This is a genomic window from Flavipsychrobacter stenotrophus, from assembly GCF_002954265.1.
GTDB classification, from domain to species: domain Bacteria; phylum Bacteroidota; class Bacteroidia; order Chitinophagales; family Chitinophagaceae; genus Flavipsychrobacter; species Flavipsychrobacter stenotrophus.
Genome location: NZ_PPSL01000006.1, coordinates 90,940 through 108,138 on the forward strand (window position 1 = coordinate 90,940; position 17,199 = coordinate 108,138).

The 17,199-nt window shown below is 41.3% G+C and carries 18 protein-coding genes; 4 read left to right on the top strand and 14 right to left on the bottom strand.

Going from position 1 to position 17,199, the window contains the following annotated elements; all coding sequences use genetic code 11:
- Nucleotides 1-77 precede the first annotated feature (77 nt).
- From CJD36_RS18805 to CJD36_RS18825, 5 genes are all read right to left on the bottom strand, one after another.
- Nucleotides 78-2,075, bottom strand: coding sequence for a tetratricopeptide repeat-containing sensor histidine kinase (locus CJD36_RS18805; protein WP_105040749.1), 1,998 nt, complete (start codon nt 2,073-2,075; stop codon nt 78-80).
- Between the two features lie 45 nt (nt 2,076-2,120).
- Nucleotides 2,121-2,852 (bottom strand): LytR/AlgR family response regulator transcription factor, encoded by a 732-nt coding sequence (locus tag CJD36_RS18810; RefSeq protein ID WP_105040750.1) that lies wholly within the window; start codon nt 2,850-2,852, stop codon nt 2,121-2,123.
- 189 nt (nt 2,853-3,041) lie between these two features.
- A complete protein-coding gene (locus CJD36_RS18815; RefSeq protein WP_105040751.1) occupies nt 3,042-4,088 on the bottom strand; it encodes a cytochrome-c peroxidase in 1,047 nt (348 codons plus the stop codon).
- Nucleotides 4,088-4,825 carry an MbnP family protein gene (locus CJD36_RS18820; protein WP_133162713.1) on the bottom strand — a complete coding sequence of 246 codons (738 nt, stop codon included), beginning with the start codon at nt 4,823-4,825 and terminating at the stop codon, nt 4,088-4,090. The genes CJD36_RS18815 and CJD36_RS18820 overlap by 1 nt, the downstream gene beginning before the upstream one ends.
- Before the next feature lie 87 nt (nt 4,826-4,912).
- Complete coding sequence (locus CJD36_RS18825; protein ID WP_105040753.1) at nt 4,913-5,374, bottom strand: RNase H family protein; 462 nt, start codon at nt 5,372-5,374, stop codon at nt 4,913-4,915.
- Nucleotides 5,375-5,484: 110 nt separating this feature from the next.
- Here CJD36_RS18825 and CJD36_RS18830 point away from each other — a divergent pair, with 110 nt between their 5' ends.
- Complete coding sequence (locus tag CJD36_RS18830) at nt 5,485-5,826, top strand: GlsB/YeaQ/YmgE family stress response membrane protein (protein ID WP_105040754.1); 342 nt, start codon at nt 5,485-5,487, stop codon at nt 5,824-5,826.
- Between the two features lie 172 nt (nt 5,827-5,998).
- Here CJD36_RS18830 and rplQ read toward each other — a convergent pair whose 3' ends face one another.
- The 7 genes from rplQ to infA all read right to left on the bottom strand — a co-directional run bounded on the left by rplQ (nt 5,999) and on the right by infA (nt 9,931).
- Nucleotides 5,999-6,511: a 50S ribosomal protein L17 gene (gene rplQ, locus CJD36_RS18835; RefSeq protein WP_105040755.1), complete on the bottom strand. Its 513-nt coding sequence runs from the start codon at nt 6,509-6,511 to the stop codon at nt 5,999-6,001.
- A gap of 168 nt (nt 6,512-6,679) precedes the next feature.
- Nucleotides 6,680-7,681 (bottom strand): DNA-directed RNA polymerase subunit alpha, encoded by a 1,002-nt coding sequence (locus CJD36_RS18840; protein ID WP_105040756.1) that lies wholly within the window; start codon nt 7,679-7,681, stop codon nt 6,680-6,682.
- A gap of 185 nt (nt 7,682-7,866) precedes the next feature.
- Nucleotides 7,867-8,472: a 30S ribosomal protein S4 gene (gene rpsD, locus CJD36_RS18845; protein WP_105040757.1), complete on the bottom strand. Its 606-nt coding sequence runs from the start codon at nt 8,470-8,472 to the stop codon at nt 7,867-7,869.
- Nucleotides 8,473-8,637: 165 nt separating this feature from the next.
- Entirely contained in the window at nt 8,638-9,039 is a 402-nt protein-coding gene (gene rpsK / locus CJD36_RS18850) for a 30S ribosomal protein S11 (RefSeq protein ID WP_105040758.1), read from the bottom strand.
- A gap of 105 nt (nt 9,040-9,144) precedes the next feature.
- Nucleotides 9,145-9,525, bottom strand: a complete 381-nt coding sequence (rpsM, locus tag CJD36_RS18855) for a 30S ribosomal protein S13 (protein WP_105040759.1) — start codon at nt 9,523-9,525, stop codon at nt 9,145-9,147.
- A gap of 36 nt (nt 9,526-9,561) precedes the next feature.
- Complete coding sequence (ykgO, locus tag CJD36_RS18860; RefSeq protein WP_105040760.1) at nt 9,562-9,678, bottom strand: type B 50S ribosomal protein L36; 117 nt, start codon at nt 9,676-9,678, stop codon at nt 9,562-9,564.
- A 34-nt stretch (nt 9,679-9,712) separates the two neighbouring features.
- Nucleotides 9,713-9,931: a translation initiation factor IF-1 gene (gene infA / locus CJD36_RS18865; RefSeq protein WP_105040761.1), complete on the bottom strand. Its 219-nt coding sequence runs from the start codon at nt 9,929-9,931 to the stop codon at nt 9,713-9,715.
- A gap of 347 nt (nt 9,932-10,278) precedes the next feature.
- Here infA and CJD36_RS18870 point away from each other — a divergent pair, with 347 nt between their 5' ends.
- Nucleotides 10,279-12,039, top strand: coding sequence for an amidohydrolase (locus CJD36_RS18870; RefSeq protein ID WP_240609385.1), 1,761 nt, complete (start codon nt 10,279-10,281; stop codon nt 12,037-12,039).
- Here the strand turns inward: CJD36_RS18870 and CJD36_RS18875 are convergent, their stop codons facing one another.
- Complete coding sequence (locus tag CJD36_RS18875) at nt 12,040-12,597, bottom strand: YdeI/OmpD-associated family protein (RefSeq protein ID WP_105040762.1); 558 nt, start codon at nt 12,595-12,597, stop codon at nt 12,040-12,042.
- Nucleotides 12,598-12,832: 235 nt separating this feature from the next.
- On the opposite strand from CJD36_RS18875, the gene CJD36_RS18880 reads away from it, so the two are divergent.
- The gene (locus CJD36_RS18880) at nt 12,833-12,985 is read left to right on the top strand and encodes a lmo0937 family membrane protein (protein ID WP_105040763.1); all 153 of its coding nucleotides are present in this window, start codon (nt 12,833-12,835) and stop codon (nt 12,983-12,985) included.
- 88 nt (nt 12,986-13,073) lie between these two features.
- Here the strand turns inward: CJD36_RS18880 and CJD36_RS18885 are convergent, their stop codons facing one another.
- Nucleotides 13,074-15,392: a zinc-dependent metalloprotease gene (locus tag CJD36_RS18885; protein WP_105040764.1), complete on the bottom strand. Its 2,319-nt coding sequence runs from the start codon at nt 15,390-15,392 to the stop codon at nt 13,074-13,076.
- 231 nt (nt 15,393-15,623) lie between these two features.
- Here CJD36_RS18885 and CJD36_RS18890 point away from each other — a divergent pair, with 231 nt between their 5' ends.
- Nucleotides 15,624-17,198: a T9SS type A sorting domain-containing protein gene (locus CJD36_RS18890; protein WP_161499382.1), complete on the top strand. Its 1,575-nt coding sequence runs from the start codon at nt 15,624-15,626 to the stop codon at nt 17,196-17,198.
- Nucleotide 17,199: the final 1 nt, after the last annotated feature.

Genomic DNA, 17,199 nt, shown 5'->3' on the forward strand with positions numbered 1-17,199 from the left:
GTATGTAATATATTAATGGATAATATCCATTAACAATCAATTAAAAACAGTAAGAATCCGCAGAATGGAAATGATGGTTAGCTGATAAGTTTACGGCCAAGAAGATCTGTGAAATTAATAATGAACATGTTTTGAGCATGATCATATGTAAAAGTGCCACCTACCTGCCTGGCAAGGCTGAGCATAATGGTCATACCCATAGTAGTAGCTTTTTTAGGATCGTAACCAATTGGGAGACCACTACCACTATCTTTATAAGTGAGGTTATAACCACCATCTGATGCCGACATAGTTATTGAAATATTGCCGTCTGTGGTAGGAAATGCGTATTTGAAGGAGTTAATGAGCAATTCATTCAGAATAAGCCCCATGGGTACGGCCGTGTCAATGTCTAGGATCGTTTCAGGGACCTGTTCATCAAGGGTTATCGTTTGTCCCGGTGTTTTAAATACAGTTACTACCTGTGTAAAGAGCTCTCTAATAAAATGTGCATACTCAATACCGGTTACATCCTCATGCTGGTATAGGAAACGATGGATAAGAGAAATGGACTTGACCCTGGCTGCGCTTTCGGTCATTGTTCGCTTTGCTACCTTATCTTCAGTATTCGCTGTTTGCAGATCGAGCAATGAAACAACCACCTGTAGATTATTCTTCACCCGGTGATGTATCTCTTTGATAAGTATATCCTTTTCCTGCAACAATACTTCTTTCTGATTGGCCAGCTTTGTTTTTTGTGCAGTAAGTTTTCGTTGGCGATAAAAGTTCCAACCAACTATTGACAAGATAACGATCAATAGACCGGTAACTGAGAAGAAGAACTTGCGTTCCAAAGATTTTCTGTTGTCAGCCTCAATTTGCTTTTCTTTAACCAGTAGAGCTCGCTCGGTTTCAATATTAGCAATCTTTTCCAGGTTATTTACTTTATCCATAGAGTCTTTGAGATCATTGTGTTTAATGATCATTTCATAGGCATTCTTGTAGTTTCCCTGCAAAGCATAGGCACCGCCAAGATTTCCCAGAACATGTGAAGCCACTTCCAGGTTTCCTATGGCCATAAATATTGCCAGTGCCTGTTGGCTGTTGTCAATGCTTAGTGCCAGAGCTTCCTCTTTACTACTGACGCCATAGTTATTCTTTGGCCCTTGTAAAATTGAATCTTTCGCCAACCGGTAATATGCCTCGCCAAGGCCAGCAAGGACCAGCGCATAACTATTTCCCGTGCTACCACCTTGCCGGTATATTTTTATAGCTTCTGTATTACAAAAAATAGCCGAATCGTATTTTTTTAACGCTATGTAAATAGACCCTGTATTACCCAGTACCCTGGCCTGCCCTGCAGAATCGCCCAAAATTTTGTTTAACAGAAATGCTCTTCTGTTGTAGTCTAATGCTCTCTGCTCATTGCCTGCCGAATCCCATAAATGATAGCAGTTGGCAATATTGGCAAACAAACGCGCTACTTCAAGGCTATCTTTGAGCTCGAGGGCAATCTTCAGAGACCGATCATTATAATCTATGGCTTCGCCATACTTCTCCATCTCTTTATAGACAATGCCTATGTTGCCAAGATCTATTTGTATGGCCCCTTTCTCACCCATACGTTCGGCGATATCCAAGGCTTTAAAATCGAACTCAAGCGCTCTGCCGTAATTGCCCAACTCATCGTACATGTTACCGGCATTGGCATATGCTATCTGTACATTAAACGAATCGCCTGTGGGCTCAAATACCTTTGCCGATAGTTCATAATTTTGTGCAGCGGCTTTAAAGTCAGACAATTTTTCATAATTATACGCAAGCGAACTATGTGCCAAACCAATACCACGTGCATATCTGATCTGAGTAGCCAGCCCCATCATATACTTTGCATATGGCAAACCCTTGTAAGGATTGGAGAGGGAATACAAATGACACATCTTATATAGCATCAGCACTTTGTCCGTGTCATTTTTCTTTCGTGGCAACTCTTTGAGCATAGAGTCTATCTGCCCTTTAGTATTTAACACAGCACCGGCAATACCAACATAAAGTACCGATATGGCGAAGCATAATACAAATAAAATTTTCCTCATATTGTAACCTTATTTGCATTATTGTAAAGTGATTGAAAGTGTATGTTAACCCAACCTGAGAGAATTAAGCAACTCCTCTCTATAAGCCTTGCCAATAGGCACTTCGTGCCCACCCACAATAAGCGTATCGGTATTGATAGACTGAATATGATTGAGATTAATGGCAAAGCTGCGATGCACGCGCATTATATGTTTGGACCCAATTATATCCACATAATTCTGCATTGTTTCTCTCACCAACAGTTTTTTACCCTCTATATGTATGTATACATACTTCTTATCACTCTCTATAAAAATAATCTCATCGAGCCTAACTTTTATAAAATTCTGACCCTGCTTTATAAAAAGGGAATCATTAATAAAGTAGTTACCTTTTTCTATACTTGGCACCTTTGCAGTAATGGTGGAAAAATTGTGCAGGCATATTTCAATAGAGGTGTACAGCTCATCTTTATTAAATGGCTTTACCAAATAGGCGGGTGGGCTTACTTTTTTTGCCCGCTCTACGGTTGCGGCATCAGAATTGGCCGTAAGAAATATAAACGGAATGTTGTAATTCTCTTTTATCTTCCATGCCAGATCGATGCCATCATTACTACCACTCAGTACAATATCGAGCAATAATATATCCGGCTTTTCTCTTTCTATCATAGCAAGAGCTTCAGTATAATTGATAGCCGGGTCTGTAGTATCGTACCCAAGTTCTGTTAATGCTTTGCGGATACTTAATGCTATCAGCATCTCATCTTCTACAATACCAACTTTGACAGGTTTCATAATATGAATTTGAATCCAACTATTAATTATCCCTCCAAATATATAGTTTTCAAAGACTAATTCAATAAGAAGTTTTTATACTTTAGACAAATACTTATATACAATTTGTAATAAACCAGAAAATTAAGCGCGGTGTTGCATTTTGGAATGAATATAATATAGGAATTAGAAATGACCAATAAAAACAGCCTATTGCTTAACAAAAGGATCTATAAACCGGCGATCGTGCAGGAATGTTTTGTCGGTAAGGGTAAGCAAGAACGCAACGATATCTGTTTTGTCTTTGTCAGATAGTGCGGGTATCTTTTTTACGTCTTCATCTACACCACTTACCGTCTTTGCTGTGCCTGAGTAGTGATTGAGTATATCCCGAAGCCGCTTGTAACGGCCATCGTGCATATATGGATAGGTCATTTCTATATTCCTCAGGCTGGGTACTTTAAACTTATGCTCGTCCTCAATACTTCCTGATATGCCTGCCCTACCCTTATCCCTTAGCGAAGTATCTTCTGCAAGACCGTTGTTGCGGTAGGTGTTATCGGTAAATAATGGCTCTTTATGGCAAGATGCACAGTTGGCACGGAACAAAGCCAGTCCACGCTTTTCCTGTATAGAAAATGTATCCTTACCATTTATAAATCTATCGTAACGAGCATCAGCTGAGATCATCAATCCAACAAATTGTGTCAATGACTTTAAGACCATATCTTTTGAGATATCGGCGTTGCCATATGCTTCATGAAACAGGCGCACATACCCTATATTCCGCTTCAATTTCATCACAATATGGTCTATAGACTCATCCATCTCTATGGGGTTAGAAATTGGCCCGAGCGACTGCTGTTCAAGATGAGTGATACTGCCATCCCACATGTATGCGTCCTTCCATATCAGGTTTTGCAATGCGGGCACATTTCTCTTGCCTATCATCCCATAAATGCCATGACTTAAGGTATGGTCAATATGCCCGAATGCAGCTATGCGCTGATGGCAGCTGGCACAACTGGTGCTGCTGTCTTTCGATAGAATAGGATCATTGAACAACATTCTACCCAACACAAATTTCTGCGGAGTAAGCTCGTTGCTTTTGAATTTATAAACGGGCTTAGGAAACCCTTTGGGAAGGTGCAACTTAACATCGGCTTCCGAAATAGAAAAGTAACCGCTATCAGCAAAACTGAGTGACAATACACTAACCAATATTCCGAGCAACACAACTGTTTGTTTCTTCTGCATCAGTTAATGGATATGATCGAAAACATGTCTTTATAATTATCAGCAATCATGGTGGCGTTATGCGCATCTGTTACAGAAGAGAGTATTGAAAAATCAATAGCAACAGGCGTTTTCAAGACCTCTGCCGCATCAGCCTTTAGCTGAATGATATGATCTGCGCCGGGTGTTATTATTAATGGCACTGAGAAGTTGAGCCGAACAGTTCTTATACTATTTACCGGTTCTCTGAAGCCACCAATATGATACTCAAATATTCTACCCGGCGACTTAGAGGCCGGGGCCTTTCCTTCCAGTTTCAGAAAAATATAACCGGTGTTCCAGGTCCAGAACATAGCATTAATGGGATCTAATGCGCCCTCTTGCAGACCCGTACAATTATGTGCACTATCTACACCTATTATAAACGACAAACCGGTATACTCACCTGCCGGAATACTATGCCAGATTATCTGCTTGCTCAACGGCTCTTCTTCGTTGATCAGGAAGTAAGATACCTGTTGATATTGTGTTCCATCCTTTCTAAGTAATGAAACATTGCCAACGTAGTATTTGAACTTGGTTACAGTAAAAGCCTGGTGTACATCATTTGTATAGTTGACAGTATCCAATTCCAGCAAGTGACTATCAACATAATGATTGAATTGGATGGTCAGCTTCCCATTATCTGCAGGCGCAGAAAACGACATAGCCAGACCTGTAGCTAGTATCACAATAATGGCAAAATATATTCTTCTCAATTTGACAATTTAAAACAAAGATAAAGATAGCGATACCACTTCAGGTAAGTATGCTTATTAGACGACCACTCTCATTAAAACCTTCGGTCAGCCATTAGCGATAGCGCTCCTTAGCAATGCACGAACGATAGTGTCTACTTCGATGTTGTGATTAACTAATTCCGTCTTTTTCAGATGCGCCTCTACTTTGGTAAACTTAACTGATAACTGATCTTGAAGCGACCATAGCTGTTTAACGAGGTCAACATTTTGAATCTCATTGCCGGCGTTGGTCTTATACGCGACCTTAGTTAATTTTTCCCTTCTACCTTCTAATCCTACTACGTATTGGCTGTCGGTATAGATATGAACGGTAAGGCCAGAATATTTGTCAGCCGAATATTTCAATGCTTCTATTACTGACTGTAACTCCATACGATTATGGGTGGTATGATGGGCGACACCGGATAAAACAATGCGATCACTACCCTTAAATATAATTGCCGCCCATGCGCCTACAAGCAATTGTGTATGGCAGCTGCCATCTGTATAAACTACTATTTCCTCCACAGCTGTAAAGTTCTATTAAAAACAACTCCAACAGTGCCATTAACAAATAGATATACTAAAAACATTATGAAAAATTTCAGTTCAATAAGCAGAAAGAATATCTTTGGTCAATGAATTTGATGAAGGAAATTGTCAATTTTGTCGCCGGACAATATTTTCAGCATAAGGAATTACTTATTACTTTGGGTATTGGAGGTGCATGTGGGCTTATAGCGCAGATGATAGCACCGGGCAAAGGGTTAGGCATTGTTCCTACAATAGTAATAGGTATTATAGGGTGCTATGCAGGTAAGTTTTTTCTAGTAGAATATATTACGTTTGTAGACAACAAGATGCTAAAGGAGTTTATTGCCGGTATTGGCGCAACAACAGTGCTAATGGTGGTGCTGAATGTACTACGGCTTGCTGAACCCAAACACAAGGACAAGACCAAATGGCGGAATAATGCATAGCTAGTAGATGGTAGAAAGTCGAAAGCTATTTTGAGTGAAGGATGGTTTATAAAATTAGTTGTGGTTATTGGCAGTTGCCGGTAACCATTTTTTATTACCGGCACATGTAATTGCAATAAACAAAAATGGCCGCCTCGAGGGCAGCCATTTTGCTTTTTAGTAACTAATAATATTAAGCTGTTTCTTCAGTAGATTCAGCAGCAGTATCAGTTGTTGTTTCTTCTGTAGTAGTTGCATCAGCTGCTTCGGTCTTAGACGCACCTGCACCACGACGGCTACGGCGAGTTTTCTTAGCAGCACCAGTTTCTACATTCTTACCATAGATCTCGTTGAAATCAACCAGCTCGATCATAGCCATATCAGCAGCATCACCCGCACGGCGAGGAAGCTTAATGATACGAGTATAACCACCCGGACGATCACCGATCTTATCGCTGATAACACCAAACAGTTCCTTGATAGCTTCCTTATCCTGCAGATAGCTGAACACAACGCGACGATTGTTCATAGTATCTACTTTGCAACGAGTGATCAACGGCTCAGCAAAACCACGCAAAGCTTTCGCCTTAGCTAAAGTAGTGTTGATACGCTTGTGCTGGATCAGCTGGCTTGTAAGGTTGCACATCAAGGCTACTCTGTGTGCCTTCTTACGACCTAAATTGTTTAATTTGTCTCCGTGACGCATGACATTTGTGTTTTAAATCCTTATACCGTGTCAGGAATTATAAGGAAAGTGAAAAGTCAGAAAATGAAAACAAGTGTATTCACCAATGACCGTAAAAAATGAAAATCTGTAAAATGAAAAGGTCAAAAGTAAAAACTTTTGGGTTTTCACTTTTGACCTTTAATTCAATTAAATATCGTCTCCTCTGCGGAATTTATTGATATCCATTCCGAAATGTAAGCCACGCTCGTGAAGAACCTGCTCAATTTCAGAAAGTGATTTCTGACCGAAGTTACGGAACTTCATCAGTTCTTCCTGAGTGTACTGTACCAACTCACTCAGTGAATTGATCTTAGCTGCTTTCAGGCAGTTGAATGCACGTACAGAAAGTTCAAGATCTTCAAGCGGCGTGTTCAATACTTTACGAACGAGTAAAGTTTCTTCGTCAACGATGCTTTCTTTTTCTTCCTTGCGTGTATCCAGAGATATATTCTCATCAGTGATGATCATCAGGTGCTGGATAAGGATGCGAGATGCATCTTTAACAGCCTCTTCAGGATGAATAGTACCATCTGTAACTACTTCCATGATCAACTTTTCGAAGTCAGTACGCTGCTCAACACGAGTGTTTTCGATAGTGTACTTAACATTCTTGATAGGCGTGTAGATAGAATCGATAGCTATGAAACCCAAAGGAGCATCCAACGGACGATTTTCTTCGGAAGGAACATAACCGCGGCCTTTACCAACGTGGATCTCGATATTGAAGATAGTACCAGGGTGAAGATTACAAATGATAAGGTCTGGATTCATTACCTGGAAATTAGGTAAAGCTTCACCGATCATACCTGCTGTAAACACTTCAGTGCCTTTCACATTAAGATCAATTTTTTCAGACTGAAAGTCGTTGAATTCGCCAACTGCTTTCAGGCGTACTTGCTTCAGGTTCAGGATGATCTCAGTAACATCTTCCAGTACACCCTTCAATGTAGCAAACTCGTGGTCTGCACCAGGGATCCTGATAGCTGTGATAGCAAAACCTTCAAGAGAAGAAAGTAACACACGACGCAAAGCATTACCGATGGTAACACCATAGCCCGGTTCAAGGGGACGGAATTCGAATTGCGCTTCGAAATCAGTTGTTTTCTGAAGTGCTATTTTATCCGGTTTCTGAAAATTCAATATGGCCATATTGACTTATTATTTGTGAATTGTTTATTTAAGATTATGATTGTTAGCTTTCAAATATATTTACACTGCTCGTTTACACCGTTCTTACTCCTTTGCTTATCTGCATTATAGCTGAAAAGCGGGGCAATATACTAAAAAACTTATTAATTTTTTGCAAAATAACTGCAAAATAATTTGTATCACTATTATTTAGAATACAATTCGACGATCAGCTGCTCCTTAATGTTCTCAGGAACTGCATCACGCTCAGGGTGAGAAAGGTAAGTACCCTTCATGTCCTTTTCATTCCACTCCACCCAGTTGATACGTGGGTTCTTACCGCGGATGAAGCTAACAACTGTTTCGTTAACCTTGCTCTTAGGCTTCAATTCGATAACATCACCTGGTTTCAGGAAGTAAGAAGGAATGTTCACTACTTCACCATTAACCATGATGTGTTTGTGAGAAACCAACTGACGAGCAGCCGGGCGAGTAGGAGAAATACCTAAGCGGTAAACTGTGTTATCCAGACGAGATTCCAAAAGCTTGATCAAGTTCTCACCGGTTGCACCCTTCAAACGAGCTGCTTCTACGTAAGTATTAGCGAACTGCTTTTCCAAAAGGCCGTAAGTGTACTTTGCTTTTTGTTTTTCTTTCAGCTGTACCGCGTACTCACTTGGTGCTTTACGCTTACGAGTACCACCGTGTTGACCCGGAGGGTTGCTGTTTTTTCCGAGGCTTTTTCCTGAACCCAAGATTGGTTCACCGAAGATCCTGCAAATTCTGTTTTTTGGTCCTGTGTAACGTGCCATGACGATTTTTGTTTTAGTTGCCGCGTCTCATTTAAAAATCGTAAAAGCCGATCCGAGACAACAATTTGTAATTAAAAATGAAAAATAAATGATCTTTTATGGTATTCCTAAACTGTAAAATTGCCAACTGCGATAAGCGAGTTGGCAACTGTACAATATTGTTAACTATACTCTACGTTTCTTTGGAGGGCGGCAACCGTTGTGCGGCAAAGGAGTTACGTCCTTTATCGAAACGATCTCTATACCAGAATTACTCAACGCACGGATAGCACCTTCACGGCCTGAACCCGGACCTTTCACAAATACGTCAGCTTTCTTCATACCTGCATCAGTTGCCACCTTAGCGCAATCCTGAGAAGCAGTCTGAGCTGCATATGGAGTATTCTTCTTAGAGCCGCGGAAGCCCATCTTACCAGCAGAAGACCAAGAAATAACCTGGCCACTCTTATTGGTGATACTGATGATAATGTTGTTGAATGTAGCACTGATGTGCACATCTCCGTATACGTCGACCTTTACTATACGCTTTTTAGCGACGGTCTTAGCGGATGCCTGAGCTTTTGCCATTTTGTCTTATAAATAAGGTAATCAATTAATAAATAAACCAGCATGAGCTGATTGCGCACCACTCCTACCCTGCGCAGCAGGCAGTATCCGGCAGTGGCACTAAGACTATTTCTTCGCTGCCTTCTTCTTACCTGCAACGGTCTTGCGCTTACCTTTACGGGTACGGCTGTTGGTACGTGTACGCTGTCCACGCAAAGGCAAACCTTTACGATGACGAAGACCACGGTAACAAGCAATATCCATAAGACGCTTGATATTCATCTGCACTTCAGAGCGCAGCTGACCTTCTACTTTAAACTCTCCGTTGATAATATTACGGATTGCAGTTTGTTCATCATCATTCCATTCAACAGCTTTCTTATCATAAGAAATACCTGCTTTGTCAAGGATGTGCTGAGCAGTGCTGCGGCCAATGCCGTAAATGTATGTGAGTGCTATCTCACCACGTTTGTTTTTAGGAAGATCTATACCAGCTATACGAGCCATTAAGATTGAGATTTTTTATTTGAAAATTAATTTTAATTATCCTTGTCTTTGTTTAAAACGAGGATTCTTCTTGTTGATTATATACAGTCTTCCTTTACGGCGAACTATCTTACAATCAGCGCTACGCTTTTTAATGGATGCTCTAACTTTCATAACAGTAAGTATTCTAAATAAAAATGAATAAACTTTATTTGTAGCGATAAATTATGCGTCCGCGACTTAAATCGTAAGGACTCATTTCAACTCCTACCTTATCACCCGGCAAAATACGTATGTAGTGCATGCGCATTTTTCCTGAGATCGTGGCAAGAATTTCGTGCCCATTCTCCAACCTTACTCGGAACATTGCATTGGATAATGCTTCAATAATCGTTCCATCTTGCTTAATAAGAGACTGTTTAGCCATAATTTTTCGGACTGCAAAGGTAGGTAAAAGAATTTAAATAAATACGCAAATAAAAATAATTATTCACTTTTTTGACATTTTTTCTTCATTTTTTGACTTTTTAGCCAAACAATAAATAAAAATATCTCATAGATGAATGAAATGGGATGCAAATATACGCTACTGTAACAACTATTTAAAAAATTTCATCAACCAAATGTGTGTAACCAGCAAAATTTAATGTGGAACACAATGTAGTGATGTCCTTACGTCCTGGAAGCAGGTTATATAGACATGCGATAGCGCCTGCATCGTTCCCTTGCAATTGACTGTTTTCTATAAACGTATGATGCCTTCAGCATTGTAAAATGGACACATTTCCTGTGACAATAGGTATTGGTAAACGACATTTACACTACCCTACTCCAATACAATATTATACATTTGCGCTACAGACATGTTCTGTATCATTTATCCAATTTCTGCTTATGCGCTTCAATTATATTCTTCTTTTCAGCCTTATTGTTTTCTCATTGAGTAGCTGCCATGATAAAATACTGGTAGATGTGGTGGTTCATCATGGCAAAATATATACTGTTGATAGCCTGTCAACTATGGCTGAAGCTTTTGCGGTTAAAGACGGCAAGATCATTGCCATTGGCAAAAATGAGGAAATATTGATGAAGTATAAGGGAATTGATGTAGTCAATGCCAAGGGATATCCTGTGTATCCGGGGTTTATAGATGCACATGCGCACTTTGTGGGCTATGGTCGTTCATTGTTTGAAGTGAACTTATATGATTGTAAGAGCTGGGACGAGGTAATAACCAGGGTACAAACCTTTGTACTGGCCAATCCTAATGAAAAATGGATTCGTGGCCGAGGCTGGGACCAGAATAAATTTCCGGGACAGGCATATCCTGATAATGCAAAGCTGAGTGCGACATTCCCAGGGAAGCCCATATTATTGGAAAGAGTTGACGGCCATGCAGCTATAGCCAGTAATACTGCACTAGAACTAGGTAAGGTAACCACAACCAGTACTATACAAGGTGGCACCATAGAAGTAAAAGATGGAAAAGTAACCGGCCTTTTGATAGATAATGCAGTAGGCCTGGTATCGAGGATAGTGCCAAGGCCTGTAAAGGCGGACTATAGAAAATGGCTGGACGCTGCACAGAACAGGTGCTTTGAGCAGGGCCTGACCACTATAACCGACTGCGGACTGATGTACTATGAAGCAGAAATGATAGACACATTGCAGCGCGACAGTGTGCTGAAAATGCGTGTGTATGTAATGCTCACCGATTCTGCATCCAATTTTCTGCGTTACCTGGGCAAAAAGCCATACAAAACTGACAAGCTATATATAAAAGGTGTAAAAGCATATGCCGATGGTGCACTGGGTAGCAGGGGCGCATGCCTCTTACAACCTTACACTGACAAGCCGGGCTGGATGGGCTTTCTTCTGAATCCGATAAGCCACTATGATTCTCTGGCGGCCATGTTGGTGAATACTGATTTCCAAATGTGCACACATGCTATTGGCGATAGTGGCAACCGAATGGTGCTGCGCATATATAATAAGTACCTGAAAGGAAAGAATGACAAACGCTGGAGAATAGAACATGCGCAGATCGTTAATAAAGAAGATTTCAACCTGTTTGGCAGCGCATCTGTAATTCCATCGGTGCAGCCTACCCATGCTACCAGTGATATGTATTGGGCGGCAGACAGGCTTGGAGCAGAAAGATTAAAAGGCGGTTACGCCTACAAACAACTGCTGGAACAGAACGGTTGGATAGCACTGGGAACGGATTTTCCCGTGGAGGATATATCCCCAATTAAAACATTCTATGCAGCGGTTGCCAGGATGGACGCCAAAGGCTCACCAAAAGGAGGTTTCCAACCAGAGAACAAGCTGACGCGCGAGCAAGCCTTGAAGGGCATGACCATATGGGCAGCCAAAGCAAATTGCATGGAACATGAGACTGGCAGCCTGGAGATCGGCAAGAAAGCGGACTTTATCATCGTCAACAATGACCTTATGCTGGCCCCAGAAAATGAGTTATTGGATACAAAGGTATTTACTACGTTTGTGGGTGGCGACAGAGTTTATGGGAAGTAATTATAATATCCTCTTTCCCTCTTTACTCGCCTCTATCAACTTCTCCAATCGGGAGATCTGTGTCTTTTCTTGTTTGGCATCCATGATGCGGTGTATCATCTGTTTTTTATATCCGGGTGGTTGTTTGGAAAAGAAAGCCCATGCGTCCTCATCTTTCTTAAATTCAATTTCATATGCTGCGGCAAGAGGCGTGGCGTCTTTCTCGTAGCTATATATTGATGTCTTGTGGTCCTTACGTAGCTCGAACGCGGCTATACCTTCAGGCATCATCAAGCCTTGCCCGGTCAATTTTGCTACCTTATTTATATTTATCGTGCTCCATATGCTGGTTGGCTTACGCGGAGTAAACCTGATGGTGTAACTTACTTCATCACGTCCCCTGCGCACCCCATCTATCCAGCCAAAGCAGAGTGCCTGGTCTACCGATTCGGGCCAGGACAAGGATGGCATTCCTGAATCGGTTTTATAAAACCCTACAAGCAGTTCTTTTTCTTTTTTGTGGTGTTTTTTCAACCATGCCCTGAAGTCATCCTGGGTGGGGAAAAATGTTGGTTCCATATTATGGGGTGATATTGAAGCTAAAGTAGGGAATTCTTATGTTATTGATTAAAGAACAGTTAATGAAAACAACTGATGCTTTCAGCATCGTTTTCTAAAAAGATCAAACGTTACTACAGATATCTGAACGCTTCCACATCACTATATGCATCTCAGATACTTAGATCTGCAAACGAACTAAAAATGGTGGCACAGTATTTTTAAGTAACTCAATAACTAAAAAAAACACAACACCATGAGATCGCTACTGTATATCATCGCAATTATTCTTGTTATAGGATGGCTTCTCGGATCTTTCGCATGGCATGCGGGAAATCTGATACACATACTACTTGTACTGGCTGTAATATCATTGCTATTAGGTGTTATCCGAAAGGGCAACGTATAACAGCGATCGTCCAATACACTGCAAGCAAAAAAAGACAGGCTGACCTTTGCAGATCAGCCTGTCTTTTTTATTAATATTGAATGTGTTATTATTTCTTCATCAGGCTACCTGTATAGGTAGCTTCATTGCCTACCACACGGTAGTAATACATACCTACAGGCAGGTTTTCTGCGTTAACTGTGTTAGTAGTAGTTGTTTGTAATGCCTGCGTGTGAACTATCTTACCATCTGCAGAGAATATCTGCATGGTCATTTCATTGCTAGTGCTACCTGTTATTGACACAAACCAATTGTTATCAGTAGGATTAGGATATACAAATACGTTGGCATTACCGGCTGTTACATTTTCAACACCTGTAACGGCACCTGAAGGGTAGAAGCCAGAACCGCCACCTACTAAGGTTTTAGTCAATATATGTGCGAAACAAGTATCAGCACTTCTTGTAAGTGACCAGTTTGCTGTAGAAGCAGTAGCACCATATTTGTACACAGAGAAGATAGCAGAGCTTCCGCCTGTAAACGCAGCTGAAGGATCTGCACTAACCGTAGTACTATTGACTTTATACATTCTAAAGTTGGTTAAAGCCAGCGGTGTGCCGGTAACACTACCATCAACATCTGCACTATCTTTTACTACAAATGGGAAAACAACTTCAACTGCAAGAGCAAGCGCCGCTGAAGACGGAGTTGCAACTGTCCAGTACCTGTTCATAGACACATTTGTTGTTCCTACACCTATAGTACCTGTAGGGAAAGTAGTTGCTGTGCCTACATTTGTACCAAACGCAGCCAATGTGTTTTGCTTAACAGAGAACCCTGTGGTGTTGAGGTTACCAATATTATTGCCGTTTTTCTTGATCATCAATACCAAAGTATCATCGGCATGGCTTGCAGTAAGATTATCTTTCCAATAGTAAGTATAACCTGTGCTCATATCGGTACATTCTCTGTTAGCCGACAATGTTTTACCAGCCAGATTAAGCGCATAACCGGGGTGGTAAGCTGCGCCACATGTTGATGAGAATGTGTTAGCAATTTCATATCTAACAGTATCACCAGGCTGGGTTCCAAAACCGTTGACAAACTTAATACCTGAACTGGTAAGATGGCAATAACTCATGATGGTGCCACCAACAGCGGTTGTGGGATTACCCGGATCGGCACAAGTACCTTCAATTGTGTAACATCCATCTATAGCAGTAGTGCGGGTAGCCCCCCAGCAGCAACGGTGTGTGTGCGGAGAACCAAGATTGTGTCCCATTTCATGTGCAGCAACTTCAATATTCCAGCTGAAAGTAGCAAAAGGAGATACCGTAAGCGACGTTGTATTATCAATGTTACAAAATGCATAAGGACCTGCGAAGCTCGATGCCTGATATGGCATACACATAGTGCCCAACCATGCAACACCGCCCATAGAACCACCCTTGGTAGTAAATAAAGTAGCCTGGTCGCAGCCATGCATGGTATTCTGAGTGATTTTACCAAAAGTATCTAACCAAACTCCTGATGCACCCGCAGCCGTAGTGCCTAGTGGAGCGAACCTGTCTGTAATAGTATTTACCTGTACATACTTAAGTACTATCGGAATACCTTCGTTTCTGTAGATAGTATTCTTTACATTAAACATAGAATTAAGGTAATTGGTCACAGTTGTTACGTTTGACCCTTTCTTTACATACATTGTATAGTCAACTACTTCAAAACACCTTACTTCAGTACAGTTATTGTATACGTTATTATTTATGGTTGTAGTTGTTTTGTGAGCCGGCCTTACATCCTGCAACAAATCAGAACCACATTTAGGGGCTTTATCTTTAAAGAGGATGTCCTGATCGTTGTAACAAAGATAATTCTGGTTGTAGTTGTAGCTCTCACCAACCATTGTATTTGGCTCTACAACAAAATTACCTTCCGGCGTAGAGAATATGCCGTATACTTCATTCTTAAAGAAAGAAAAAGAAGCTAATGATCCGGGAATACCCTTAACAACACCGCTATAATGTAAGCCTGGAGTATATTCAACCTTGGTATCAACACCATTTGCCCCCATAGCATGTACTTCAAAATCGTTGCTGGTGAAATCGTAACGGGCCAGTTCGATGGTGTATGTTGTACCATCGGGACCAGGGATAACCAGATTGATGGCAGTCATCTTTTTCTGCAGGAAGTCTGCAACCTTGGTGTAGTCTATAGTCAAAGGCTGAGCCTTCTCTACATTTTTAAGTAACTCTTTTTTATCAAAAGCCTGATTTGTCTGCCACAGGTCATTAACGGTAACAAATGAATGAGATTCCTTTACGTGCCTGATAAATGCATCCAGTGGTTTTTCCTCACGTGCTATGGCCGAGATACTCGTGACGCATGACAGTGCTAGCAGGCAAGCAGTTATAAATTTCGTCTTCATAAAAGTTTAAAAGATTTTTTAATTTTCTCAAAGATATTAGTTTGCAGATTATTAACGAAATTTTAATAAAGCGAATTAGCATAATGTATATTCGTATTGCCATAGAATTAGTTCTACTCAAACAAATAAGCCTCAAAACGCTTTAAATGCTTAATAGAAAGCCCAAGGCATTTTTAAAATAATTTACATTATATAATATAAATGAGTAAATTCATATTTCAATACAAGCATATGAAGCAAAAACTGTTACTTATTTCTTCATTGATACTATCGGCACTAGCCACACAGGCTGCACCGGTATGGAGCACTGATGTGGCGCCAATACTTTATAACCACTGTACTTCATGCCACCATTCCGGAGGTATCGCTCCGTTTGCACTGATGACCTACAGCGATGCGGTGGCCAATGCGGGTATGATGCTTACCGATGTAACAAGTGGTAAAATGCCTCCGTGGCCACCTGAAAAAAATTATTCACATTTTGCACATGAGCGCATTCTTTCTGCGGTAGAGATCAATACAATAGCCAGCTGGGCTAGTGGCGGCACGCCGGCAGGTACGCTCTCTGCCGCTCCACCAATGCCCGTATACGGTTCGGTAGGTGAACTGCCCGGCACTCCAGATCTTATCGTTAAAATACCCACCTATACTTCTACCGCTGCAAGTGGAGACCTTTACCAGTGCTTTACTATACCCAGCGGGCTGCTGGCCGATAAATATGTTACGGCTTTTGAAGCTATACCCGGCAACCCCGCTATAGTACATCATGTATTGGTATTCTGGGATACAACCGGTGCATGTTCGGCACTTGATGCTGCAAGCCCCGGCCCCGGTTATACCAACTTTGGTGGTGTAGGTAGCAGTGACGCTGTAATGGTGGGCGCATGGGTACCCGGCAGTGCCGCTATGGTATACCCAAATGGATTTGGGCTAAGGATACCGCAAAATGCAGACATAGCATTACAAATACACTACCCTGCCGGCACCTCGGGTTTAGTAGATAGTACCGAAGTACATTTCTTCTTCTCATCTGCACCAACCATAAGGAATGTGCGTATAGATCCGATCCTGAACCACGAAAGCAACATAAATACGCCGCTGAACATTCCGGCAAACGCTATACAAACTTACCATGAACACCAGGTATCTCCAGTCGATGTTACATTGCTGGGCCTTGCACCGCACATGCATTTGATAGGTACAAGCATAAAAAGCTATGGTGTATTGCCAACCGGCGATACAGACAGGTATATTAATATACCTGCATGGGATTTTCACTGGCAAGGATTTTACGCCTTCCCGCGCCTGAAACATGTACCACCGCTGAGTACTATTTATGCTGATGCAGAATATAATAACACCAGCTCAAACCCGGAAAATCCGAGTTCACCACCCCAACTTGTAACAGCCGGAGAAAATACTACCGATGAAATGATGATCGTCTATTTTATTTACACAGCCTATCAGGCAGGAGATGAAAATATCATTGTTGATTCGGCAGTTGCACTGAATACACCTACTACATTATCCAACTATTACCATGGTCAGCAACTGCTTGGGGTATCTCCCAACCCCGCTGTGAATAACATCATGATCAAGTGTTTCCTAGAGAATGCCAATGCCTGCACTATAGAATTGATAGACATGCAAGGCAAAGTGGCAAAACAGCTTGCGGAACACGAACTGGTAAGCAAAGGCTACAACGCGCTAACCTACTCCATTGCAGGGGTGCCATCAGGAACATACAGTGTGCGAATGCGGACACAGGAACGGATATTATCTCAAAAACTGGTCATTTTACCATAAA